Genomic DNA, 23104 nt, shown 5'->3' with positions numbered 1-23104 from the left:
GTCCAGCGCCGTCCAACCTGTCAATCAGGCAGCACTGTCCGGATCGTCGTCGCCGTCCATGAAGTCGACGTGGAAGGCGTGTGCCTCGTCGTCGCTGAGCGGGTCTTCCAACAGGTCCGGCTCGACACTGCGGGTCGGGTCCGGAACCGAGAAGTCCGGCGGTAGGCGGGCATCGAGCAGGCCGGCCGCCTTGAGATCGGACATGCCGGGAAGATCGCCGATCGATTGCAGTGAGAAATATTCCATGAAGGCCTGGGTGGTGCCGTAAGTGACCGGACGGCCCGGCGTGCGGCGGCGACCGCGCGGACGCACCCAGCGCAGTTCGAACAACAGGTCCAGCGTGCCACGCGACACCGCAACACCGCGGATTTCCTCGATCTCGGCCCGCGTCACCGGCTGGTGATAGGCGATGATCGACAGGGTTTCGAGCGCCGCCTGGGACAGTTTGCGCGGCTCCTGCTTGACCTCGACCAGCACCTCGGCGAGGTCCGGCGCGGTCTCGAACCGCCAGCGACCACCAACCTCGGCCAGCTGTACGCCGCGCTCGGCGTATTCCACCTGCAGCTTGCCGAGCAGGTCCTGGACATTCGCTTCCAGCGGCAGGCGGCCGATCAGTGTCTCTTCGTCGAGCGGTTCCGCGGCAGCGAACAGGAGCGCCTCAAGAATGCGCAGATTCTGGCGCTCGGTATTGACCGCGAGATGCACGCCCAGCGCTTCCGATGCCTCGGCATCGGCAGCAACGCTCGGCCCCTGATGGGCGGCGCGCTCACGCAAGGCGGAGATCGCGCTGGAAATTGCGTCCTGCGGCTCGTCTGTCGTCGTCTCGTCAGTCATCCTCGGCGCCCTCTTCCCCGGACAGCGACCGCATGAATAGCGGTGCATAGGCTTCATGCTGGCGCAATCGTGCATGGCCCTCCTTGGTGATTTCAAGCGCGGCCAGCATCGAACTGGCCCGCACTGACCGCATCGGAGGTGGATTTGCCCCCAACTCCCCGGCCCCGGGAAGCAGGCTATCCAGTTCTCGCCATTCACTGATTTGCGGCATCAGCGATTCAAGCCGGTCTCTTGCAGTTTCCAGGCCATAAACCTTGGGAGTCGGTGGCCGGTAGACCGAACGCGCCTGCTTGACCCGGCGGCTGGCATAGGCCGACAGCAGATCATGTAGATCGGCTTCGTAGACCACCGAGCGTGTCGCCCGCACCCCTTCCGGCATGCCGCGGACGTGAATATCGGTCGCCAGCAGCGGTCGCGCAAACAAGGCCTCACCGGCCGCCCGCATCGCTTCAAGACGGCGCAGCCGGAAAGCCAGGGCCGCGGCCAGCACTTCCGCCGGCTGGTCCTCCTCATCCTTGGGCGGTTTGGGCAGGAGGAGTTTCGATTTGAGATAGGCCAGCCAGGCGGCCATCACGAGATAGTCGGCGGCGAGGTCGAGACGCTTCTGGCGCGCCGCCTCCATGAAGAGCAGATATTGCTCGGCCAGTTCGAGGATCGAGATCTTGGCGAGATCGATCTTGCGCTTGCGGGCGAGTGCGAGCAGGAGGTGGAGCGGTCCCTCGAATCCGTCGAGATCAACGACGAGCGCATCGGTCTCGGCGTTCTCGGCGGCTTCAAACCGGACGTCTTCCTCGAATTCCTCGCTCACGATGCTCCCGTTTCAGCCAGCTTGACCAAGTCACCCAACCCGGCGGATCAGGCCGGAAGCCTGTCCAGCCAGTCATTGAGCCGCGATTCGGCCTCGACCGGGTCAAATTCCTCGATCACATCACGCGCCGCTTCCGCTGCCTCGGCCCGCTCAAGCGCACGACCGGCCAGCGCCGCTGTGCCTTCGGCGACCCCGATCATCTCGCTCATATTGCCATTGCAGTGCAAAAGCATGTCGCAACCGGCCTTGATGGACAGTTCGCCACGCTCGCGGAAAGTACCGCTCAAGGCCTTCATGGACAGATCATCGGTCATCAGAAGACCGTCAAAACCGATCTCGCCGCGAATGATCTTGCCGACCATGTCAGGCGACTGGGTGGCGGGCTGATCCGGGTCGATATCGGCGTAAAGGATATGGGCCGTCATCGCCATCGGGGCGTCATTGAGACCCTTGAACGGGGCGAAATCGGTTTCCGACAGCAGGCCGTGCTCTTCCGGCACAACCGGCAGCTCGAGATGACTGTCGGCCCGAGCCCGGCCATGACCGGGAATATGTTTGATGATCGGTGCCACACCGCCCGCCATCAATCCGTCCATGGCAGCCCGGCCCAGATGGATGATCGGCTCCGGCGTCGTCCCGAAGGCGCGATCACCGATAATGTCGTCAGCGCCCTCAATCCGGAGATCGGCGACCGGCGCACAATCGACATCAACCCCGATCGTGCGCAGCTCATGCGCCAGCAAACGGTGATTGGTGCGCGTCGCTTCGATGGCCAATTCCTCGTCGACGAACCAGAGATCGGCAAAGCGCTGGGCCGCCGGCGAAGCGCGCCATGTCGGCGGCCGCAGACGGGCAACACGGCCGCCTTCCTGGTCGATCAGGATCGGCGCATCCCGGCCGACGCAATCGCGCAATTCCAGCGTCAGGCGCGACACTTGCCGAACGTCGTCGATATTGCGGGCAAAGAGGATGAAGCCCCACGGATCGATATCGCGGAAAAAGGCTTTCTCGTCCGGGCTGAGCTTGGTCCCGCCGAGCCCGTAGATCACCGAAGCAATCGTCATCGCCGCGCCACCAGACAGTCCTGACCACGCGATTGCAGGGTCGTGCAGAAACTCACCGCATCACCGCGCTCGCCAAAGGCGGCAATGCGCAGGCGGTGATAGGTGCCGCGCCCTTCGATCTCGACCGAGGCGACGTCTGGTGCCATGCCGGCGGAGATGTCCGAGAAACGGGTGCGGAAGGCGACCCAGGCGGCCTCGGCATCTGCTTCGGTGCGGAAGGACGCGATCTGCACCACCCAGCTGCCGGACAGGTCGACACCAGCGGTCGCCGTGCCTGCCGGTGCGGCAGGACGGGTATCGACGGGCGCCGGGTCCGGTTGGCGGGCCGGTTGCTGCACCTCGATTTCCGGTTCCGGATCGGGCTGGCGTTCCGGGCGCTGCGGCGCCTGGCGCGGCGTCGCGTCCGACAATTCCGCGGTCTCGATCGGTGCATTTGCGGACGCATCATCGGCGTCAACCTGCTCGACACGAAGCGCCGGACGGCTGGTTTCTTCCAGCGGTTCTTCCGGCCCCGGACGGACGGAGACCGGATCATCGGCCCCGTCTTCGCCGGTCAACCGGTCATAGACTTCCAGATTGGTATCGGGCGTCTCTTCGCCGCCAGGGTCGACGGGACGCTCGCGATAAGGTTCCTCGTTGGGAATGAGGCGCGGCGCGCCATCGCGACCGCTATCGCGCAATCCTTGATTATAGGCGCTCCAGACAACACCGAGGAACAGCACGAAGGCCGCCAGCGCCGTGGTCAACAGGAGCAGCCCGCGCCGGGCATCCTCGTCACGCGCATCAAAGGTGGCGAATTCGTCGGCGGGAGGGGCATAGGCCCCGATCCGGCTTTCCTCGTCCTGGTCTGTCATAAAATCCGGTTCTCACACTTGCCCGGCGGCCACGCGAATCGCGACCCGCCGCAACACGATAACACTGCGGTCGATATGCCCTTACCGCCGCGACAGTTTAGAAATACCCCTGCACGGTGAAAAGCCGTCTGTGCTCTTCCACTGCAAAGCGATCTGTCATTCCGGCGATATAGTCACAAACGCCACGCGCCGTCTGCGCCGTTCCGGCCCCCGTCATGCCTGCCTGCACATCGCTGGGCAACACGCCGGGATCGCCGAGATAGAGGTCAAACAAGTCGCTGGTCACCCGCCGCGCCTGGCTCATCATCCGGTTGACCTTGTAGTGCTTGTACATGTGGGCGAAGAGATGGCGGCGCAGCGCCGCCAGATGCATCAGCATCGGTTCGGAGAAAGCGACGACCGGATGGTCGAGTTCGCGCAGGGCCTGGGCGTCATCGGGTTTGGCAAGGTCGAGCCGGCGGCGGGTCTCGGTGAGCACATCCTCGACCATCACCCCGATCAACTCGCGCACGGCCTCATGCACGATGATCGCCTGCGGCTTGTCCGGCCAGCGTGTCCGCACCCGGGCAAAAATCTCGCCGACGAGGGGCAGGTCCAGCAGCGGGTCCATTTCCAGCAGGCCGGAGCGCAAACCGTCATCAATGTCGTGATTGTTGTAGGCGATATCATCGGCCAGCGCCGCGATCTGGGCTTCCAGGCCGGCATGCGTGGCGAACTCCAGCTCACGCCAGCCGTCATAATCGGTGAAGGCCCACGGCAGCTCGGCCTCGCCCTGACCGGCCGTCAAAAGCGGGCCGTTGTGCTTGACCACGCCTTCGAGCGTCTCCCAGGTCAGGTTCAGCCCGTCGAATTCAGGGTAGCGGACTTCCAGCTTGGTGATCACCCGCAAGGTCTGGGCGTTGTGATCGAAGCCGCCGAAATCCTTCATTTTCTGCGCCAGAACGCGTTCACCCTCATGGCCGAAGGGCGGATGACCGAGATCATGGGCGAGTGCCAGGGCCTCAGCCAGATCTTCATCGCCGTGCAGCGCCCGCGCCAGGGTGCGAGCGATCTGTGAGACCTCCAGCGAATGGGTCAGGCGGGTGCGGTATTGATCACCCTCATGGGCCACGAAAACCTGGGTCTTTTCCTTCAACCGGCGGAAGGCAGCCGAGTGGATGATGCGGTCGCGATCGCGCTGGAAAGCATTGCGCATCGCACTGTCGGGCTGGGGATAACGGCGGCCGCGCGATTGCGAGGGATGGCAGGCATAGGGCGCGCGGGTACGGTCGGTCGCGGCAATGATCATGTCAGCGGGGCCTTTTATCCGCGCGGAGGGAGGTCCATATAGGACGACACAGGTACAAAACCAAAGGCCCCGTCGGGGCAAATACAGGCTTCATCATGTCCGCCAATGTCACCCTCTCGGCCTCGGCCGCGAAACAGATCAACGCCATCATCGCCAACCAGGCCTCGGCCGGCCTGTTGCGGATCGGCGTGGTCGGCGGCGGCTGCTCCGGTTTTTCCTACACGTTCGACCTGGATGAGGCGGTCAATGGCGACGACATGGTCATCGAACGTGACGGCGCCAAGGTCGTCATCGACGAAGCCTCCCTGCCCTTCCTCGACGGCTCGGAAATCGACTATGTCGACGAATTGATCGGTGCCAGTTTCAAGATCCACAATCCCAACGCCACAGCGGCTTGCGGTTGCGGTACGAGCTTTTCAATCTGAGCTAGTCGGCGGCGTTCGGCATTGGAAACCGGTCCGGCAGTGGAAACAGCGCCGGCAGGGCTTCGGCAAGCGCCCGGTCACCGGTGACCGTGACTGCGGCATCGGCCTCCAGCGCTGCGAGCGGCACCCCGCCATAGATGAAGCCGGCCAGCGCCGGCCCCTCCCCGGTCATCACCACATCCGGCGCATCGAACTCGCCCGGCGCGATCTCCAGCACCCCGTCGGCAATGCGGCAGGCGAGCCTGGTATGGCCGATGACGAAGTTCAGACGACCGCGATAGGCCTTGCCGCGTTCGGCATCGAACATGGTGCGCAGCGACAGCATGAAGGACGCAGCCGAGAAGGCCTGGGTCGGATCATGCCAGGGTGAACGTGCGGCCCAACGCCCCAGGACCTCGAAGATCGGCTCGCTCTCGCGCCCCCATTCGGTGAGTTCGTAGACGCGCGACGCCGCCGGTGGTGGCAGGTCACGGCGCTGGATGACGCCGGCCAGTTCCAGCCCTTCAAGTCTTTGCGTCAGCACATTGGCGCTGATGCCCGGCAGCGAGGCGCGGATATCGGTAAAGCGGCGCGGGCCGGTATGGAGTTCGCGCACGACCAGCATGGCCCAGCGCTCACCCAGCAATTCCATCGCATGGGCAGCGGCGCAGGCGTCGTTATAGCGTTTGGCCGGGCGAACAATCGTCATTTAGTTATTTTTTCTAACTTCACTGTTGCAATTTATAACTCGGCGCGGCAGTCTGGTCAAAGTCGCATGAGGGACGACCATCAAACAGCCCGAACACCACAGGGACACTCAACCATGACTCAGATGATTTTCGTCAATCTTCCGGTCACCGATCTCGACCGGTCGAAGGACTTCTACACCGCCATCGGCGCCGTCAATGATCCGCGCTGCACCGATGACAGTGCCGCAATGATGAGCTTTTCCGAAACAATCAGCATCATGTTGTTGACCCACAAACGCTTCGCCGACTTCACCGACCGCACCATCATCAATGCCCACAGCCAGGTGCAGGTGCTCAACTGCCTGTCGCGCGAAAGCCGCGAGGCCGTCGACGCGATCACGGAAAAGGCGCGCAAGGCCGGCGCCAAACTCGACCCCACCCCGGTGCAGGAGCACGGCTTCATGTATGGCCGCAGCTTTGCCGATCCGGATGGCCATATCTGGGAAGTGATGTGGATGGACATGGCCGCCGCCGAAGAGGCGATGTCCGGCACGCAAACTCCCGAACCCGTTTAGCAACACAGGAAACCAGCCATGACTTATGTTTCAGGACTTGTCGCTGCCGTGCCCAATGCCAACAAGCAGGCCTTCATCGACCATGCCAGGATCGCGGCCGAAATCTTCCGGGAATTCGGCGCGATCAAGATCGTCGAAAACTGGGGCAATGATGTCCCGGATGGCGAAGTGACGTCCTTCCCGATGGCGGTCAAAAAGGCCGACGACGAGACCGTGGTCTTTTCCTGGATCATCTGGCCGGACAAGGCGGCCTGCGACAAGGCCATGCAGGCGATGATGGAAGATCCGCGGATGGACCCGGCGAAAAATCCGATGCCGTTCGACGGCAAGCGGATGATCTTCGGCGGTTTCGATACGGTATTGGAGGTTTGATGTGACGCAGGTTGCCACCTGTCTCTGGCTCGATGGTGATGCCGAAGCGGCGGCCCGTTTCTATGTCTCGCTGTTCGCGCAGGCCGAGATGGGCGATATCCAGCGGCTCAATGTCGACACGCCCGGTGGTGTGAAGGCCGGCGAAGCGCTGGCGGCCTCCTTCACCCTCGCCGGCACGCCCTACATGCTGCTCAATGGCGGCCCGCACTTCACGCTCAGCCCGGCGGCCTCGATCATGGTCACCTGCACGGACCCGGCCGAACAGGACAGGCTGTGGGACGCGCTGTTGGACGGTGGCACGGCGATGCACTGCGGCTGGCTGACCGACCGCTACGGCGTCAGCTGGCAAATCATCCCGGACGGGCTGCAGGCCCTGCTGGCCGATCCCGACCCGGAGCGGGCGCGGCGGGCCACCGAAGCGATGATGGGCATGGTCAAGCTCGACCTGCCCGCCATGCAGGCCGCCGCCCGCGGCGACTGACCGGGCGAACCAGCTCCCGCGCTCCCCGGCACAGACGGGAGGCCGGGGCTTCGGACCGGTGCATGCGCCCGCATGCCCGCGATGAAGCCCCGGCATTTCCGCCAGCTGCACCACTGACGCCTTTACGCCACGGCGAACCCGCTTACTCTCCCCGGAACACTGACGGGGACGACATGAGCAGCTCTTTTTCCGATATCGCCCGGCGGCGCATCTCGACACGCGCCTTTCTCGACACGCCAGTCAGCGAGGCCGAGATACGCGACATACTCGACACCGCCCGCTGGGCCGCGTCCGGCGGCAATCTCCAACCCTGGACCGTCCATGTCGTGACCGGCCAGGCGCGCCAACGCATCATCGACACGGTCCGCATGCGCCTCGAGGTCGATCCGTTCGGTGACGAGAATGATTTCGGCGCCTATCCCAAATCGCTCTGGGAGCCCTTCCGCACCCGCCGCCATGCGCTGGGCGAGCAGATGTATGAGACGATGGGGATTGATCGCGACAACAAGCCGGCCCGGCTCAATCATCTGTTGAAGAATTTCGAATTTTTCGGCGCCCCGGTCGGCCTGTTCTTCAGCCTCGATGCCCGCATGAACCCCAATCAATGGGGTCATCTGGGCATGTTCATCATGTGCGTCATGCTGGCGGCAGAGGAAAAGGGGCTGGCGACCTGCGCCCAGGAAGCCTGGATGACGCGCTGGAAAACCGTCGGCGCCGCAATCGGCCTGTCACCGGAGGAACGCATCTGGTGCGGCATGGCGCTCGGTCATGCTGACCCGGATGCGGCGGTGAACACGCTGCGCTCGGAACGCGATGCGGTCGACAGCTTCACCACCTTCCTGGAACACTGAGCCTATTCGGCGAGGATCGCTTCGAAGGCGGTCCGCGCCTCGGCCCCGGCGACCGCCTCGAACACGTCCAGCATTTGCGGGGTCGTCGAGACACGCGCTTCCATCGCGGCCTGGATAAAGCGCTCAAACGCCTCACGCCCGATCAGCGCCTCAGCACGGGAGAGGGCGAGCGGCCCTTTTCGATAGGCGACCAGATAGGGCGGACGCTCGGTCGTTGCGGGCGTCCACACAGGCGGCAACGCTACTGATGCCGTGTCGAGCTGGGTCTGATAGCGAGCCAGGCGCTCCTCGAAAGCTGTTTCCCCGAGCGCATCGCGCATGCCCATGATGGCAACATAATCGGCGAAGCTCTCATTGAGCCAGTTCTCGACCGTCATCGCATTGCCATGGCTCCAGTAATGGCCCAGCTCGTGGCAGATGAACTGGGTCAGGCTGGCCTCGGAACTCTCCGCGATATCCGTCAGGGCGATCAACGTACCCCGCGAATACCCGCCCTCATTACGGCTGGTCACGACGATCGACGCGTCCGGCAAAGGTCCGGCCGGGCCCGACAGCGTGTTGAGATAGCTGGTGCAATGATCAAGCGCCGCCACCGCCGCCCCGATATTCGCGCCGGCTGGATCGCGGGTGTCGTAAATGGCATAGCCCGGCGCGGCATGACGCTGATAGTCAGCCATCAGGGTGAAGGCGAGATCGAGCGTGGGCGTTTCCTGGACGACCTGGAATCCACCCGGTACGCGCTCGATCGACTGCATGGCGACCCCGGCCCACTCGCCGGGCAACCATACATCCAATTCCGCTGTCATCAGGGCATCAAAGCCCGCATCAAATGGCAGCCAGAAACTGTCGACCGTGAATTCAACCTTGCTTGTATCCAGCGTGTTGATCGCCGTTTCAGGGGGCTCTGGAAACAGTGCTCCGGCATACCTCACCCGGACCTCGCGCCTGTGCCCTTCGGCTTCAGGATCGAGGATCACCGTGTAGGCGCGCATGGGTCCGTTGAAACCATCAACCAACCGGCTTGAAACGGATCGGACCCTCTCGCCACTGATTTCCGCCTCGCCGAACGCCGCATTGAGGAACAGGGTCAATTCGGACCGTTCGCCGTCATTCACTGTCAACGTCCAGTCGGCGTCCAACATGCCGGTCTCCGGGCTGAGCCGAAGGTCCCCGTCATAGTGGTAGCTGGCCTCTTGGGCCGATGCCGCCGATGTCAGACCGATAATGATGGCGGCGCTGGCCGCCCGAATGGCGTGTTCGACTGTCATGATGCTCCCCGGCTTGTTGTCAGCCAAGGGATGCGGCAACCGGCCGGATCAGATGCAAACGGGATCGCCTACCAAACGCCGCCCGGCACCATTTCATCAGCGTCCTGCCGCGAAATCCGCTGGAATTCGATCTGCATGACAACCTCCCCATCCTCGCTGGTGACGACGGAATACCCGTCCGGCCCGGTGATCTCCATCACCGTCGAAAAGACACGTTCCTCACCATCCTGCCCACGATGGGTCTCGTCGGGAAAGAGCATGCGGTCGCCATCAGGTGTCATCGTGCCGTCGGACACGCCGCCGATGGAATTGTAATAGCGATAGGTGATCACCTCCGCTTCGGCATCCCAATGATAAAGCGTCTCGCCGCGATAGACATCTGCACCTTGCGGCACGGCGTGCACATCACGCAGATACTGGCCGCCATAGACCGGCTCATAACAATGCACGTCGAAGGTCTCCGAGCCGGGAAACACGCCGGTCCAGCAAGACCCGGCGAGAAAGGCGAGCGGCATCAATTCCTCGCGCAGGACAGGCGCGTCATCCGCATCGGCGCCCTGCGCCTGACCGGTCGAGACCAGCAGCATCACACCCAGTCCCGCAATCAAAACCTGTCTGTGCATCTGCCGCGCTCCTGCGTCTTTTCTCATCGCCGAAACGGGTTAGGCTGAACGCTCATTCGCCAACAAAGACCCGTGATCCATCATGACCCTGACCGTTGCTTCCTGGAACGTCAATTCCGTCAAGGCCCGCCTGCCCAATGTGCTCGACTGGCTGAGCGAGGCCAAGCCGGATGTCGCCTGCCTGCAGGAGATCAAGACGGTGGATGAGGGCTTCCCGCGGATGGAGATCGAGGATCTCGGCTATAATATCGAGACCCACGGCCAGAAGTCCTACAATGGCGTCGCCATCCTCTCCAAACACCCGATCGAGGAGGTCCGCTGCGGCTTGCCAGGCGATGAGAGCGACGAGCAGGCCCGCTATATCGAGGCGGTGATCTCGGCCTCAAGTGGTCCGGTGCGCGTGGCCTCGATCTACCTGCCGAACGGCAATCCGGCGCCCGGCCCGAAATACGACTACAAGCTGGCCTGGATGGAGCGCCTGCGTTTACACGCCAAGGACCTGCTGGCCTTCGAGGAACCGCTCATCCTGGCCGGCGACTATAATTGCATCCCGCGCGACAGTGATTGCTGGGACATCGCCGAATGGGAAAGCGACGCGCTTGCCTTGCCGCAAACCCGCGCCGCCTTCCGGGCGCTGAAATGGCTCGGCCTGACCGAGGCCTTCGAACAGCTCGACGGGCGCGGTCACCAATACACTTTCTACGACTACCAGGCCGGGCGCTGGAACAAGGGCCACGGCATCCGCATCGACCACTTGCTGTGTTCGCCGCAAGCGGCTGACCGGCTCGCGGGCATCGAGATCCACACCAAGACGCGCGGCAAGGAAAAGGCCTCTGACCACATTCCGATTGTCGGCAGTTTCGACCTCTAGACACAGTTCGCGTCGGCGATCCCTTTGACCGCCCCCTTCGGGCACGGTGTCGAAGGCCGGCAGCCCGTCTGCCACCAGCCCCCATGCCGCCGCCGGGCTCGCAGGGACCGTCCGCATCGGTGCGCCCCGCCTCTCGCCCCTGTGACGAAATTTTCGCCCAATGCCTGCTTGGGTCGTGTATGGTCGGGGAGAGGGACCTGCCTGCACGGACGAACACATGCGAATTCTTCTGATTTCGACCTTTACCATGGCCCTCTATGTCGGCCCGGCGGACAGCCAGCCTCCGGCGTCCGAACCCGCCCCGACGCAAGCCGAACACGCCGAAACCGACGAGGCGACCAGCTCGGGCCGGCTCCACGCCCGGGCCGCCCAGCGCATGGCACGGGCGCGGCACAATTCGGACAATGCACCCGGGCCGGATCGCCGGCGCAGCGGTCTTCCGGTTACTGACACGGTGGTGAATCAGCCCACCTCCGACCCCGATCCGGATCGGTAAGATGTTTCGCCTGATCGCGTGTTGCCTGTTTTTCCTCACCCTCCCCGCCCCGGCGCACGGTGACAGCGATGCCCGTCCGGTCGATCATTTCACGCTGCGCGAAGCGGCCGATTTTTCCAAACAGGTCGAGCGAGAGCTGGCCGGGCGCGGCGCCTATATTGCGCTGGTCTTCCGCTCCGGACGGCCGCGCGATGACTTGCCCGACGGGGTGCGCTACACCCATGCCGCCTTCTGGGTCTATGGCCCGGTCACCGAGTTTGACGGGTCACAAGGGCATGGCTACGCCGTCTATAATCTCTACCACGGCCAAGCCGATCCGACGACGTCCTACCTGGCGCAGGACTGGCCGCTCGACTTCATGCGCGGCGACGCGGTCGGTGAAATCGGGGTGATCATCCCCAGCGAGGCCATGCAGATCCGCCTGCTCGATGTGCTGGCCTCGGACCAGTATGACAATCTGCACCAGCCTGCCTATTCCCTGCTCTCCAACCCGTCTGACCTGCGCTATCAGAACTGCACCGAATTCATGCTCGATGTGATCGCAGCCGCCGCTTGGCTGACCGATGACCGCACCCGCATCAAGGTCAATCTCGACGCCTATTTCGCCCCCACCCTCATCCGCCTCGGCTGGTGGCAACGCCTGACGGCCAGCTGGTTTGACCCGCGCATCCGCCTTGACGACCAGGCAAGCGGGCCGGTCGAGATCGCAAGCTTCACCTCGATCGCGGATTTCATGCTGGCGTTTGAGCTGGCGGAGGAAAGTTTTGAAGTACAAGCGAATCATCTGGAATAAGGCTTCGTTGATGGCAACGTCCACTTCCGGGTAGGAACAGCTGCCGAGGCCCGCGCAATCTCGAACATAAATACCTGTATTTAAATAAAAAATCGCAAATTGATTCATTAAGTCAATTTGCGATTTGCACGCGCCCGCCCCTTGCGGTAAAAGCAGCCTATGAATGTTGTGTTTTCTGATAAGTCGCTTGCCGACATAGAAACGGATCAAGCTGGAAGCACCTGCTTACCAGTGTCGGTCATACAGTCCGCGCGAAAGAAGCTCACAATCCTACGGGCCGCACCTAATGAGCAGTCACTAGAGAGCTGGAAGAGCTTGAACTACGAAAGGCCTGATGAAAAACCAGATGGTCGGAGATTTGTGCGCCTGAGTGACCGATTTAGGATGCCATTTACGCTGGATGAAAGGACCAAGCCGCTGACGGTCACCATATTAAGTATCGAGGATTATTACTGATGGCTAGTTACACTAGTTTGCCCTCAGAGCACCCTGGGACCTTTATCGCCAGCGAAATCAAGGCGAGAAACTGGTCACAGGCAGATTTGGCATTCGTGTTGAACTGGGATGTCAGCCAATTGAATCGCCTGATCAAAGGCACCACAGATGTCACACCAGATTCCTCCAACATGCTTGGAGATGCGTTTGGTATGCCCGCAGAATTTTTCTTAACGTTGCAGAAAATGTACGACCTCGGGCGAGCGAAAAAGGCAGACCCAGGAGTAAAAACACGCGCCTCGTGGGCCGTATTTCCATTGCGTGAAATGATCAAACGAGGCTGGATTGAAGATACTGAAAGCAGCCTACTTGATGTCCAAATGTCTCGTTTTTTTGGAGCAAATCGGCGGGAAGACATACCTTTCGTCAGCGATGCTCCATTAGTCGCACATGCCGCTCGAAAGTCCTCCTACTCAGAAACTTTGCCAAGCCAGTACGCTTGGTTGCACCGCGTTCGAAGCATAGCAAGAACTATAGAATGCGATAAGTATTCAGAGAAAGCATTGCGCGACACGCTGCATACCATTAGGTCTCACTTTATTGATGCCGACGACCTACCAAGAATACCAAACCTGCTTAAGAAGTGCGGAGTTCGATTAGTGCTTGTTGAGCAACTACCCGGCTCTAAAATTGACGGCGTTTGTACTTGGGTTGATGACCAACCTGTTATTGGAATTACCAATAGATTAGATCGAATTGATAACTTATGCTTTGTTCTTCGCCACGAAATCGAGCACGTGCTACGGGAAGATGGCCGCGAAGACACATTCTCGCCAATTGATGATTTTGATGGAAATTTGAAATCAGGAAACCTAAGCCTTCCCGAATGTGAAGTATTAGCAAACGAAGCCGCTGCTGATTTCTGCGTAGATCAGAAAATGCTTCACTCATTCATCCTGCGAAAAAGCCCTTATATATCAGAAAGTGATGTACGTGCTTTTGCCGCACGAGCTCAGATTCATCCGGCGGTAGTAGTTGGGCAAATTCAACACAAAACTCAAAAGCATGGATGGCTCCGAAAATACCAGACTAGCATTCGGCCTCTCTTGAAAGAATGGGAAGCCGTCGACGGGTGGGAAAATATCGCCCAGGTTGATCTTTAAGGAGGCCAGCACATGGCAAATTTCGATGATCAAGTTGTTCAGCTGTGGGAAGAATGGTTTGCGGCAATAGGACATGAGTCCGCCGACCCAGGGGACTTCGTAGAATGGGCACTGGTTAACCACCGCCTCTCCCCCAATCCGTTGGATGTAAAACAGATGCTGCGACGTCAGGTGACAAAATCACTTCGACAAGCAAAGCGGTGGGACGCCGATGGCCACTTCACTTACAGGGCGTTTCAATCGGCGACACTCTTTGAAGGTGGCGAAGCCATAAAACACTATTTTGATACCGATACAGGGGGTTCGCCGTCGCTGCGTCAAAGGTCTGTCAAGGAGCGGCGCGACGCTATCGCGAAAGGGGTGTATAGGGCGGTTTGCGATGTCGAAAGAATGAACAAGGTTCACCGGGATGATCCGCAATTGCACCTTTTCACTGACTTCACAGACGATGTGGCTGAACTACGAATTGCCGAGCACGTTCATATTGATGATCAAGATGCGGCGTAGGCTAGGCCAGTAGAGGTCACTTGCTTAACCCAACCGCTGGTGGTTTCGCGGCGGGCGCATCGCGCCCGTCGCCGGCGCTTGCCTGTCAGATCACCTCAATGCCGGCGCCCGTCTCGATGCGGCCGATCACGGCGGCCTCGACATGACCGGCACCATGAAAATGCGCCAGCACCGCCTCGGCGCTATCCGGCGCACAGCTGACCAGGAGGCCCCCCGAGGTTTGCGGGTCACACCACAACACCTCATCCATCGCGGCCCAGTCGGCCGGTGTCTGCACCGCGCCGCCGACCGCCGCCCAGTTCCGCCCCGAGGCGCCCGTCTTGACGCCGTCCGCCGCCAACGCCCGCGCCTCGGCAAAGACCGGAACTTTCGACCGCTCGACCACGGCGCGCACGCCGGCGCCATCGCACATCTCGGACAGATGCCCCAGCAGGCCAAACCCCGTCACATCGGTCGCGGCATGCACCCCGCCCAGCACAGCCAGGCCGGCACCGGGCGTGTTGAGACGGGTCGTCGAGGCGACCATCGCGGCATAGCCCTCGTCTGACAGACGGTCCTGCTTCAACGCGGCCGAAAAGACGCCGATCCCGATCGGCTTGCCGAGGATCAGGACATCGCCCGGTTTCGCGCCGGCATTGGTCAACAAACGATCAGGATGCACCGTCCCCAGCGCCACGAGCCCATAGATCGGCTCGGCGGCATCGATGGAATGCCCGCCCGCAACCGGTGCGCCCGCCGCCTCGGCGACCGAGCGGCCACCGGCGAGAATGGCGCGGATCATCTCGGCCGGCAGCTTGCCGACCGGCATGCCAACGAGGGCGAGGCAGAAGATCGGGGTGGCGCCCATGGCATAGATGTCGGACAGGGCATTGGTGGCCGCGATCTTCCCGAAGACCTCCGGATCATCGACAATCGGGGTGAAGAAATCGGTGGTGGCGACCAGCGCCGCCTCGTCATTGATACGCCAGACGGCGGCATCATCGCGGGTCGACGCGTCGACGATCAGCTCTTTCGGCAAGGGGATGGCCGAGGGCGTACCGAGAATGTCGCTGAGCACCGCCGGATCGAGCTTGCAGCCGCAGCCGCCGCCATGGGCCAGTGAACTCAGGCGGATCGGTCCTGTGTCATCCATCATCGCGAACCTTCCATTATTGGCTAGTCTGGCCCGATGACCGGGATCGACACGCCGATGCAACGCATTGCCACCACTGATGACCTATCCGGGCGCGGATTGGAACGCTTTGATGCCATCATTGATGTGCGTTCGCCGTCGGAATTTGCTGAAGACCACCTGCCCGGTGCCATCAACCTGCCCGTCCTCAATGATGCCGAACGGGCCCAGGTCGGCACGCATTACACGCAGGTCTCGGTCTTCGAGGCCCGCCGCATGGGCGCCGCCATCGCCGCCCGCAATATCTCGCTGCATATCGCGACCGCCCTCGCCGAAAAGGACAAGACGTTCAGGCCGCTGGTCTATTGCTGGCGTGGCGGAATGCGCTCGCAATCCATGGCGACCATTCTCGCAGCCGTCGGCTGGAAAACGACGCTGGTTGATGGCGGCTACCGGACCTGGCGGCGGCAGGTGGTGGCCGAGTTGGAGCGCGAGGCGCCGCTGCCTGTCGTGCTGATCGACGGCCAGACCGGCACCGCCAAGACCCGCCTGCTCCACCATCTTGCCGAACGCGGCGGGCAAGTCATCGACCTGGAGGGCCTGGCCCGGCATCGCGGCTCGATATTCGGCGATTTTACCGACCAGGCCCAACCGGGGCAGAAGGCATTTGAAAGCGCACTCTGGTGCGGCATCCGCGATCTCGACATGGATCGCCCGGTCTATGTCGAGGCGGAAAGCCGCCAGGTCGGCCAGCGCCGGGTGCCGCCGCGGCTTTGGGCCGCGATGCAGGCGGCGCCGCGGCTTGAAATCCGCGCCCCGGTCGCGGAACGGGCGCGCTATTTGATGACGGCCTATCCCGATCTTGCCGCCGACACGGACAAATTGCTCGCCGCCATCGACGTCCTGCGCCGTTTTCATGCCCGCAGTGATATCGAGACTTGGCAGACAATGGCCGAGACCGGTGACTTCCAGACCCTCGCCGCCGCCCTCGTCACCGCCCATTACGACCCGGCCTATGACCGGGCGCGCAAGCGCGATGGCGCGCCGAAGCGGCGATCAGTGCTGGAAACCGCGACCTTGGATGACGCTGCGCTCGAGACATTGGCCGACCGGATCATCGCTGGCGGCTGAGCGCTATTCGCCCTGCCGCTCCTCATGCTCATCGAGCTTGGCCGGCGCGATCAGAAGCTCGATCAGCCCGGTGACATGGCCCAGTTCCTCGACGATCTTGGTGAAGCGTCCCGGCTGGGTCAGCGGCGTGGACATGGAGCCGATCTCGAACAGGTTGCCGGTCTCGGCGGCGATCAATAATTCACCCTCGCCGCTATACTGATCGAAAGCAGCGCGGACATTCTTGCCCTTCAGGCTGGTTTCCAGTGCCAGGAGACGCTCCATGAAGGACGGCGTCAGCATGTAACGCGCAAGGACCTGGTCATTGCCATAGACCTCGAAGGCTTTTTCAAACACCGGATCAACAAGGCCGATGCGTTCAAGCTTGTTGCCGCCGAAGGATCGCCCGAAAGCCTGGAGACCATTGAACCAGCCCTGATCGCGGGTGATGACAGTGATGCCCTCAACCTTGCGCGGGAAATTGATGCGGATGATGACGCCACGGAACACCGTGACGTAATAGGTCCGCTTGTTCGACCGGCGGCGCTGTTCCAGATGCGCCTCATAGAGTTCGAACTCGCAGCCGTCCTGCGTGCCGGAATAATGGTCTTCAAAAGCCTGCCGGGTCGAGGACGGCAACAGGCCGAAATCGCGCAGGCGGTCGAAGCGGGCCGGTGATTGCGGCTTGGGTCGGTAGACCAGCCCCAGCGCGCCCGCGATGGTGGAATTGAGCTCCAGCTTGATCCGCTTGGACATCTTGTGGAGCGCGTGGCTGCCGATCATGTAACCCAGGAAGGGGCCAATGATCAGGGCCATAATGATCGGCACAGCCTCGGCGCCCTGGTAAGCCAGCACAGTGGCGAAGGCGGCGCCCAGCGCCACCCCACCGGTCGTCCAGTACCAGCGCAGACGGACAAAACGGAGCCGATCCCCCTCCAGCCCGGACAGCCAGGGTTCGAGCTTGTCGTCCCAGAGTCTGCTGAACCGCGCGTCCATCACATCGCCTCAAGCCGGGCCAGGGCTTCGGCCATCTTGGCTTTCTGGCCGGCATAGTCGGTGAGCTTTTCGCGTTGTTCGGCGACGACGCTCTCCGGCGCATTGGCGACGAAGCGCTCATTGCCGAGCTTCTTTTCAAGACGGCCGATTTCACCGTCCAGCTTGGCGACCTCCTTGGCGAGGCGGTCTTTTTCGGCACCGAAATCGATGACGCCTTCCAGCGGCAGGGCCAGTGTGGTGGTGCCGAGCACGGTCTGGGCCGAAGCCGGTGGGACGGCGTCAGCCATCGAGACTTCGGACAGGCGGGCCATACGCTGGATGAGCGCGTCGTGGCGAGCCAAACGATCCGCCACTTCGGCGTCAGCACCAACGGCAACCAGCGGCAATTTTGCGCCGGCCGGGATATTCATCTCGGCACGCAGGCGGCGGATATCGGTGATCAGGTTGATCAACCAGTCCATCTCGGCGGTGGCATCGACATTCTGCAACCCGTCAAGCTGCGGCCAGTCGGCAATGATCAGCTGGGTCTCACGCTGGCCGGTCTGCTGCCACAGCTCTTCGGTGACGAAGGGCATGAAGGGGTGGAGCATTTTCAGGGCCTGGTCGAGCACATAGGCGGTCGTCGCCCTTGTCTCGGCCTTGGCCGCCTCGTCCTCGCCATTGAAGAGCGGTTTGGCGAATTCCAGATGCCAGTCGCAGAACACGTTCCAGACGAAACGGTAGGCGGCGGCAGCGGCGTCGTTGAAGCGATAGGTGTCGAGGCTGGCATTGATCGCTTCGACCGCCTGGGCGGCCTCGGACAGGATCCATTTATTGACGGTCTGGGTCACGGATTTCGGGTCGAACCCTTCCGGCACGACGCATTCATTCATCTCGGCAAAACGCGCCGCATTCCACAGCTTGGTGGAGAAATTGCGATAGCCTTCAACGCGTTCCTTGGACATGCGGATATCGCGGCCCTGCCCGGCCTGGGCGGCCAGGGTGAAGCGCACGGCGTCGGCGCCGTACTCGTCGATCAGCTCCAGCGGGTCGATCACATTGCCCTTGGACTTGGACATCTTCTGGCCCTTCTCGTCACGGACGAGGGCGTGGATGTAGACGTCCTTGAAGGGCGCGACCTTCATGAAGTGGAGGCCCTGCATCATCATCCGGGCAACCCAGAAGAAGATGATGTCGAAAGCCGTGATCAGGACCGAAGTCGGGTAAAAGCGCTCGACCATCTCCGGCGTGTCGTCCGGCCAGCCCAGCGTCGAGAACGGCCAGAGCGCGGAGGAGAACCAGGTGTCGAGGACGTCGGGGTCCCGATATACGAACATTGTATTCTGATCGAGCGTGGCGTTCGAAATCGCGGCATCCCAGCGGTTGCAATAATCAGGCGCCCCGAACTCGTCACTGACCTCTACAACCTCATCAACGCCATATTGCGCCTTAATTTTCGCGACCACGTCTTCGAACGATTCTTCACAATAGATGGTCTCGCGGGCTGACGTATCGTCCTTAGTCGCTGCAACCCCGTCCTCACCGCGTCCCGGCAAGTACCAGGCCGGAACCCGGTGCCCCCACCAGAGCTGGCGCGAGATGCACCAGGGCTGGATATTGCGCATCCATTCGAAATAGGTCTTTTCCCAGGTCTTGGGATGGAAGGTGGTGCGGCCATCCTCGACGGCGGCGATGGCATCCTTGGCCAGCTCGCCGGCATTCACATACCACTGATCGGTCAGCCAGGGCTCGATGACGACTCCGGACCGGTCGCCATAGGGCTGCTGGATCACCTTGTCCTCGACGGCGCGGAGCAGGCCGAGCTCGTCCATCTTGGCGACCAGCTTCTTGCGGGCCTCGAAACGGTCCATGCCACGCCATTCGGCGGGAATGCGGTCGAGCCCACCGGTGCCGTCATCTTCGCTCAAGAGGCGGGCCTGCCGGTCAAGGATGTTGACCTTGGGCAGGTCGTGACGCTTGCCGACCTCGAAATCGTTGAAGTCGTGCGCCGGGGTAATTTTCACGCAGCCCGTACCCTGCTCGGGATCGGCATGCTCGTCGGCGACGATCGGGATTTCCACGTCGGCGATCGGCAGTTTGATCATCTTGCCGATGAGATGCTGATAGCGCTCATCCTCCGGATGGACGGCCACAGCACTGTCACCCAGCACGGTTTCCGGGCGCGTGGTCGCAACGACCAGCTCGCCGGAGCCATCAGCCAGCGGATAGGCGAAATGCCAGAAATGGCCTTGCGTCTCACGGTTCTCGACTTCGAGGTCGGAGATCGCCGTCTGGAAATGCGGGTCCCAGTTCACCAGGCGTTTATCGCGATAGATCAGGCCCTGCTGGTGCAGCTCCACAAAGACCTTCAGGACCGCCTTGGACAGGCCCTCGTCCAGGGTGAATCGCTCGCGCGACCAGTCGCAGGTGGCGCCGAGGCGGCGCAGCTGCTGCATGATGGCGCCGCCGCTTTCCTCTTTCCATTCCCAGACACGCTTGATGAAAGCCTCGCGGCCCATGTCGCGGCGCGAGATATTGCCTTCATCGGCCAGCTGGCGCTCGACCACCATCTGGGTGGCGATGCCGGCATGGTCGGTGCCCGGTTGCCACAGGACGGAACAGCCCAGCATGCGCTTATAGCGGACCAGCACGTCCTGCAGCGTGTTGTTCAGCGCGTGACCGATATGCAGGCGCCCGGTGACATTGGGCGGCGGGATGACGATCGAGAAGGCCTCGGCATTGTCGTCATCTTTTGGCTGGAAAGCCCCGCTGTCTTCCCAGGCCTGATAGATCCGGGTTTCAGCGTCGGTCGGGTTGAAAGTCTTTTCCATGAGGGTCCGCATGAGCTTGGGGCGCACGAGCGCGCGCGTTTGCCACCTTTATGGACATCTCACCCGAATTGTCAGCCCGCAAACTGCGGATCGGTTCCGTCAGCAGACCGGCCAATACGTCGCTATTCGCTTTTCTGACCCAGTTCTTCCTTCACCTTCTCGGCCAGCTGGGTGAGCGTGAAGGGTTTGGGCAGGAAGGAGACATCCTGTTCCTGGGACAAGGTCTCGGAGAATTGCTCCGCGGCATAGCCGGAGATGAAGACGACGCGGGTGTCCTTGAGCAGGTCGCGGGCCTTCTTGAGCAGGCCCGGCCCGTCCAGTCCCGGCATGACGACATCGGAGATCATCAGGTCGAACCCCTCCTCCTCGTCTTCCAGGATTTCATAGGCTTCCTCGCCATCACAGGCCTCAACGACCTCATAGCCGCGCTTGACCAGGGTCTTGGCAGCGATCTGACGGACGGCGTCTTCGTCCTCGACCAAAAGGATGCGGCCACGACCGGAGAGATCGGACGGGGCTTTCTCGACCGTCTTGGCGACCTCGGCCTGTTCCAGCTCGACCGCCTCTTCCTCGGTCGGTTCGTGGCCGGGCAGGTAAATGGTGAAGGTGGTGCCGACGCCGACTTCACTGTCGGCAAACAGGAAGCCGCCCGACTGTTTGACGATGCCATAGACGGTGGCGAGGCCAAGTCCCGTGCCCTTGCCCGCCTCCTTGGTGGTGAAGAAGGGTTCGAAAATCTTCTCCATCGTCGCCTTGTCCATGCCGTGACCTTCATCGGTCACCGCAATCGCCAACCAGTCACCCTCACGCGGATTGGGAGCGCCGGCATTGCGTACGGTGTCGGCATCGACGCGCATCGTCTTGACGACCAGGGAGCCACCGCCATTGTCACGCATGGCGTCGCGGGCATTGGCGGCGAGGTTGATGATGGCGGTCTCGAGCTGGCCCTTGTCGGCCTTGATCAATGGCAGCTCCCGGCCGTGCTTGATGTCCAGCCGCACCGTCTCCTCGACGATCTGGCGCAACAGGACTGCGACATCGGACAGGAGGTCGCCGATATCCAGTGTTTCCATGCGGAAGGTCTGCTTGCGGGAAAAGGCCAGCAGCTTGCGGACCAGGCCGGCCGCGCGGGCAACTGTCTGGTTGATCGATTGCAGCTCGGAATAATCCGGATCACCGACCGGGTGACGGTTGAGCAGTTCGTCGCAATTGAGCCGGACAGCCGTCAGCAGATTGTTGAAATCATGGGCCACACCACCGGCGAGCTGACCAACCGCCTGCATCTTGTTGGCTTGGCTGAATTGGCGTTCCAGCTCTTTCCAGGCGGTGACGTCGATGACATAGGCAACACGCTTGCCGCCGCGCGCCGGCGCGAAAGCAAGGTGGACATAAATCGAGCGGTCCTCGCGGTCGAGGCGCGCCTCGGCCGGGTCGCTGCTGCCCGCCATCGCCGCAGCAAAGGCATCAGTGGGTGAGCGACCATCCTCCCAGTTGAACAGGTCACAGAATTTGATCCCCGGCAGCGCCTTGCCACCGGAGAGCTGGACCAGGGCGGGATTCACATCCTCGATCATCGCGGTTTCCGGATCGGCACCATCGAGGCGCACCACGCCGAAGGGGGCGTTGCCGAACATGTCGTCCAGTGTCCGGCCCGCCGCCGGGCGCGCTTCGGCATCACCGGACGCCATCGCCTGCGCCACCCCCGGAGGTGCCCCCGTGATTGACAGGCCGTACATGACCGCACGGCCGGTACCGGGATCACCCGGCGCCCACTCCACGGCGATCGCGACCGGACTCTCAATCCCGTCACGCGCCTTCAGACGGGCATCGATGCGGGCAATGCCCTCGCCGCCACGCGATTGCAGGACACGGCGGGCGCCATCGCCGGTCAGCATGTCCTTGAGTGGCGGGAAGGCTTCGCCTTCCGAAAGGCCCAGCCAGTCGCGCAGCGTGGCATTGCCCATCGGCACATCGCCATTCGGCCGCAGCGAAAACAGGGCTACCGGGGAATGCTGTGACCAGTCCGACAGTGCGGTCGACGCCCCGCTCTCGCGCTCACCCGTCGGCATTAGCCGCCACAGGATCAGCCCGCCGTCCTGCGGCGCCGCCTCCAGATGGAAGCGCTGCACGCCATGTTCCCCGAGATCGAGCGGCGGCAGAAGTTCACTGGCCCCCTCGCCACGCGCGGCTGCGCGGGCCAGGCGGTAAACCGTGCCGTCGCCGCCGCCGGACCCGGCCCACAACCGGTCAACGGTGGGCAGTCCGAAACTCTGTCCGAAACCACCCGCCTTGCGGGCCAGTTCGCGATAGGCGGCATTGGCCCAGCGGGCGGCGCCGCGCTGGTCGGAAATCAGCACCGGGTCGGGAAAGCCGTCCATCGCCGCAAAGCCGAGATCGGTCGTGCTCGGCGCCTGGTTGCGGGCCACCTGTCGGCGCATGGTCTGGCCCGCGGCCTCGCCGGCGGCGATCGCAAACAGGATCAGGACGGCAATCACCGCGAGCCCGAACAGATAAACCAAGCCATGCCCGCCATCCTGGCCGGCACCGATCAGCGCCACCGCCGCCGCGGCCACGGCAATCACCCCGCAGATCCAGAAAGCCACACGCCCGGCCGGTTTCGACCAGAAGGATTTGCGCTCGATATTGGCATCGACTTGCGGGGTGGGCGGGGACGTGTCGGCCATGCGGCTCTCCGGCGCGA

At 62.4% G+C, this 23104-nt stretch carries 24 protein-coding genes; 12 read left to right on the top strand and 12 right to left on the bottom strand.

What is annotated here, in order from left to right; genetic code table 11:
* Positions 1 to 24: 24 nt before the first annotated feature.
* The 5 genes from scpB to AWH62_RS10925 all read right to left on the bottom strand — a co-directional run bounded on the left by scpB (position 25) and on the right by AWH62_RS10925 (position 4848).
* On the bottom strand, positions 25 to 834 hold the full coding sequence (gene scpB / locus AWH62_RS10945; RefSeq protein WP_075190517.1) for an SMC-Scp complex subunit ScpB: 810 nt from the start codon (positions 832 to 834) through the stop codon (positions 25 to 27).
* A complete protein-coding gene (locus AWH62_RS10940) occupies positions 827 to 1642 on the bottom strand; it encodes a ScpA family protein (protein WP_075190516.1) in 816 nt (271 codons plus the stop codon). Before AWH62_RS10940 ends, scpB begins: the two co-directional genes overlap by 8 nt.
* Positions 1643 to 1689: 47 nt before the next feature.
* Positions 1690 to 2706 (bottom strand): beta-N-acetylhexosaminidase, encoded by a 1017-nt coding sequence (nagZ, locus tag AWH62_RS10935; RefSeq protein ID WP_075190515.1) that lies wholly within the window; start codon positions 2704 to 2706, stop codon positions 1690 to 1692.
* Positions 2703 to 3560 (bottom strand): SPOR domain-containing protein, encoded by an 858-nt coding sequence (locus AWH62_RS10930; protein WP_075190514.1) that lies wholly within the window; start codon positions 3558 to 3560, stop codon positions 2703 to 2705. The genes nagZ and AWH62_RS10930 overlap by 4 nt, the downstream gene beginning before the upstream one ends.
* 97 nt (positions 3561 to 3657) lie before the next feature.
* Positions 3658 to 4848, bottom strand: a complete 1191-nt coding sequence (locus tag AWH62_RS10925) for a deoxyguanosinetriphosphate triphosphohydrolase (protein WP_075190513.1) — start codon at positions 4846 to 4848, stop codon at positions 3658 to 3660.
* 95 nt (positions 4849 to 4943) lie between these two features.
* On the opposite strand from AWH62_RS10925, the gene erpA reads away from it, so the two are divergent.
* Entirely contained in the window at positions 4944 to 5273 is a 330-nt protein-coding gene (gene erpA / locus AWH62_RS10920; RefSeq protein ID WP_075190512.1) for an iron-sulfur cluster insertion protein ErpA, read from the top strand.
* Position 5274: 1 nt separating this feature from the next.
* Here the strand turns inward: erpA and AWH62_RS10915 are convergent, their stop codons facing one another.
* The gene (locus tag AWH62_RS10915) at positions 5275 to 5961 is read right to left on the bottom strand and encodes a helix-turn-helix domain-containing protein (protein WP_143743020.1); all 687 of its coding nucleotides are present in this window, start codon (positions 5959 to 5961) and stop codon (positions 5275 to 5277) included.
* Between the two features lie 114 nt (positions 5962 to 6075).
* Between AWH62_RS10915 and AWH62_RS10910 the strand changes: the two genes are divergently transcribed.
* From AWH62_RS10910 to AWH62_RS10895, 4 genes are all read left to right on the top strand, one after another.
* Complete coding sequence (locus AWH62_RS10910) at positions 6076 to 6516, top strand: VOC family protein (RefSeq protein WP_075190511.1); 441 nt, start codon at positions 6076 to 6078, stop codon at positions 6514 to 6516.
* Between the two features lie 18 nt (positions 6517 to 6534).
* Positions 6535 to 6888: a DUF1428 domain-containing protein gene (locus AWH62_RS10905; RefSeq protein WP_075190510.1), complete on the top strand. Its 354-nt coding sequence runs from the start codon at positions 6535 to 6537 to the stop codon at positions 6886 to 6888.
* Position 6889: 1 nt separating this feature from the next.
* Positions 6890 to 7369, top strand: coding sequence for a VOC family protein (locus AWH62_RS10900; RefSeq protein ID WP_075190509.1), 480 nt, complete (start codon positions 6890 to 6892; stop codon positions 7367 to 7369).
* A 173-nt stretch (positions 7370 to 7542) separates the two neighbouring features.
* Positions 7543 to 8220, top strand: coding sequence for a nitroreductase (locus AWH62_RS10895; RefSeq protein ID WP_075190508.1), 678 nt, complete (start codon positions 7543 to 7545; stop codon positions 8218 to 8220).
* A gap of 2 nt (positions 8221 to 8222) precedes the next feature.
* Here AWH62_RS10895 and AWH62_RS10890 read toward each other — a convergent pair whose 3' ends face one another.
* Complete coding sequence (locus AWH62_RS10890) at positions 8223 to 9488, bottom strand: M1 family aminopeptidase (protein ID WP_143743019.1); 1266 nt, start codon at positions 9486 to 9488, stop codon at positions 8223 to 8225.
* A gap of 68 nt (positions 9489 to 9556) precedes the next feature.
* The gene (locus tag AWH62_RS10885) at positions 9557 to 10111 is read right to left on the bottom strand and encodes a hypothetical protein (protein ID WP_075190506.1); all 555 of its coding nucleotides are present in this window, start codon (positions 10109 to 10111) and stop codon (positions 9557 to 9559) included.
* A gap of 82 nt (positions 10112 to 10193) precedes the next feature.
* Here AWH62_RS10885 and xth point away from each other — a divergent pair, with 82 nt between their 5' ends.
* The 6 genes from xth to AWH62_RS10855 all read left to right on the top strand — a co-directional run bounded on the left by xth (position 10194) and on the right by AWH62_RS10855 (position 14376).
* Positions 10194 to 10982 carry an exodeoxyribonuclease III gene (xth, locus tag AWH62_RS10880; protein WP_198928886.1) on the top strand — a complete coding sequence of 263 codons (789 nt, stop codon included), beginning with the start codon at positions 10194 to 10196 and terminating at the stop codon, positions 10980 to 10982.
* A 217-nt stretch (positions 10983 to 11199) separates the two neighbouring features.
* On the top strand, positions 11200 to 11478 hold the full coding sequence (locus tag AWH62_RS10875) for a hypothetical protein (RefSeq protein ID WP_143743018.1): 279 nt from the start codon (positions 11200 to 11202) through the stop codon (positions 11476 to 11478).
* 1 nt (position 11479) lies between these two features.
* Complete coding sequence (locus tag AWH62_RS10870) at positions 11480 to 12271, top strand: DUF2145 domain-containing protein (RefSeq protein ID WP_075190504.1); 792 nt, start codon at positions 11480 to 11482, stop codon at positions 12269 to 12271.
* Between the two features lie 159 nt (positions 12272 to 12430).
* On the top strand, positions 12431 to 12727 hold the full coding sequence (locus tag AWH62_RS17255) for a type II toxin-antitoxin system RelE/ParE family toxin (protein WP_075190503.1): 297 nt from the start codon (positions 12431 to 12433) through the stop codon (positions 12725 to 12727).
* Positions 12727 to 13869 (top strand): helix-turn-helix domain-containing protein, encoded by a 1143-nt coding sequence (locus AWH62_RS16845; RefSeq protein WP_143743017.1) that lies wholly within the window; start codon positions 12727 to 12729, stop codon positions 13867 to 13869. The genes AWH62_RS17255 and AWH62_RS16845 overlap by 1 nt, the downstream gene beginning before the upstream one ends.
* 12 nt (positions 13870 to 13881) lie before the next feature.
* Complete coding sequence (locus AWH62_RS10855) at positions 13882 to 14376, top strand: hypothetical protein (RefSeq protein ID WP_075190501.1); 495 nt, start codon at positions 13882 to 13884, stop codon at positions 14374 to 14376.
* 85 nt (positions 14377 to 14461) lie between these two features.
* On the opposite strand, the gene selD is transcribed toward AWH62_RS10855, so the two are convergent.
* Positions 14462 to 15511, bottom strand: coding sequence for a selenide, water dikinase SelD (gene selD, locus AWH62_RS10850; RefSeq protein ID WP_075190500.1), 1050 nt, complete (start codon positions 15509 to 15511; stop codon positions 14462 to 14464).
* A 54-nt stretch (positions 15512 to 15565) separates the two neighbouring features.
* On the opposite strand from selD, the gene mnmH reads away from it, so the two are divergent.
* Entirely contained in the window at positions 15566 to 16618 is a 1053-nt protein-coding gene (gene mnmH / locus AWH62_RS10845) for a tRNA 2-selenouridine(34) synthase MnmH (RefSeq protein WP_075190598.1), read from the top strand.
* 3 nt (positions 16619 to 16621) lie between these two features.
* Here mnmH and AWH62_RS10840 read toward each other — a convergent pair whose 3' ends face one another.
* From AWH62_RS10840 to AWH62_RS10830, 3 genes are all read right to left on the bottom strand, one after another.
* Complete coding sequence (locus tag AWH62_RS10840) at positions 16622 to 17593, bottom strand: DUF3137 domain-containing protein (protein WP_075190499.1); 972 nt, start codon at positions 17591 to 17593, stop codon at positions 16622 to 16624.
* Positions 17593 to 20415 (bottom strand): valine--tRNA ligase, encoded by a 2823-nt coding sequence (locus tag AWH62_RS10835; RefSeq protein WP_075190597.1) that lies wholly within the window; start codon positions 20413 to 20415, stop codon positions 17593 to 17595. The genes AWH62_RS10840 and AWH62_RS10835 overlap by 1 nt, the downstream gene beginning before the upstream one ends.
* Positions 20416 to 20525: 110 nt before the next feature.
* The gene (locus AWH62_RS10830) at positions 20526 to 23087 is read right to left on the bottom strand and encodes a response regulator (protein ID WP_075190498.1); all 2562 of its coding nucleotides are present in this window, start codon (positions 23085 to 23087) and stop codon (positions 20526 to 20528) included.
* Positions 23088 to 23104 lie beyond the last annotated feature (17 nt).

Source organism: Maricaulis sp. W15 (genome assembly GCF_001924955.1).
In the GTDB taxonomy this organism is placed as follows: domain Bacteria; phylum Pseudomonadota; class Alphaproteobacteria; order Caulobacterales; family Maricaulaceae; genus Maricaulis; species Maricaulis maris.
The sequence above is the reverse complement of the archived record's forward strand: the minus strand, read 5'-3'. Positions and strand labels throughout refer to the sequence as shown.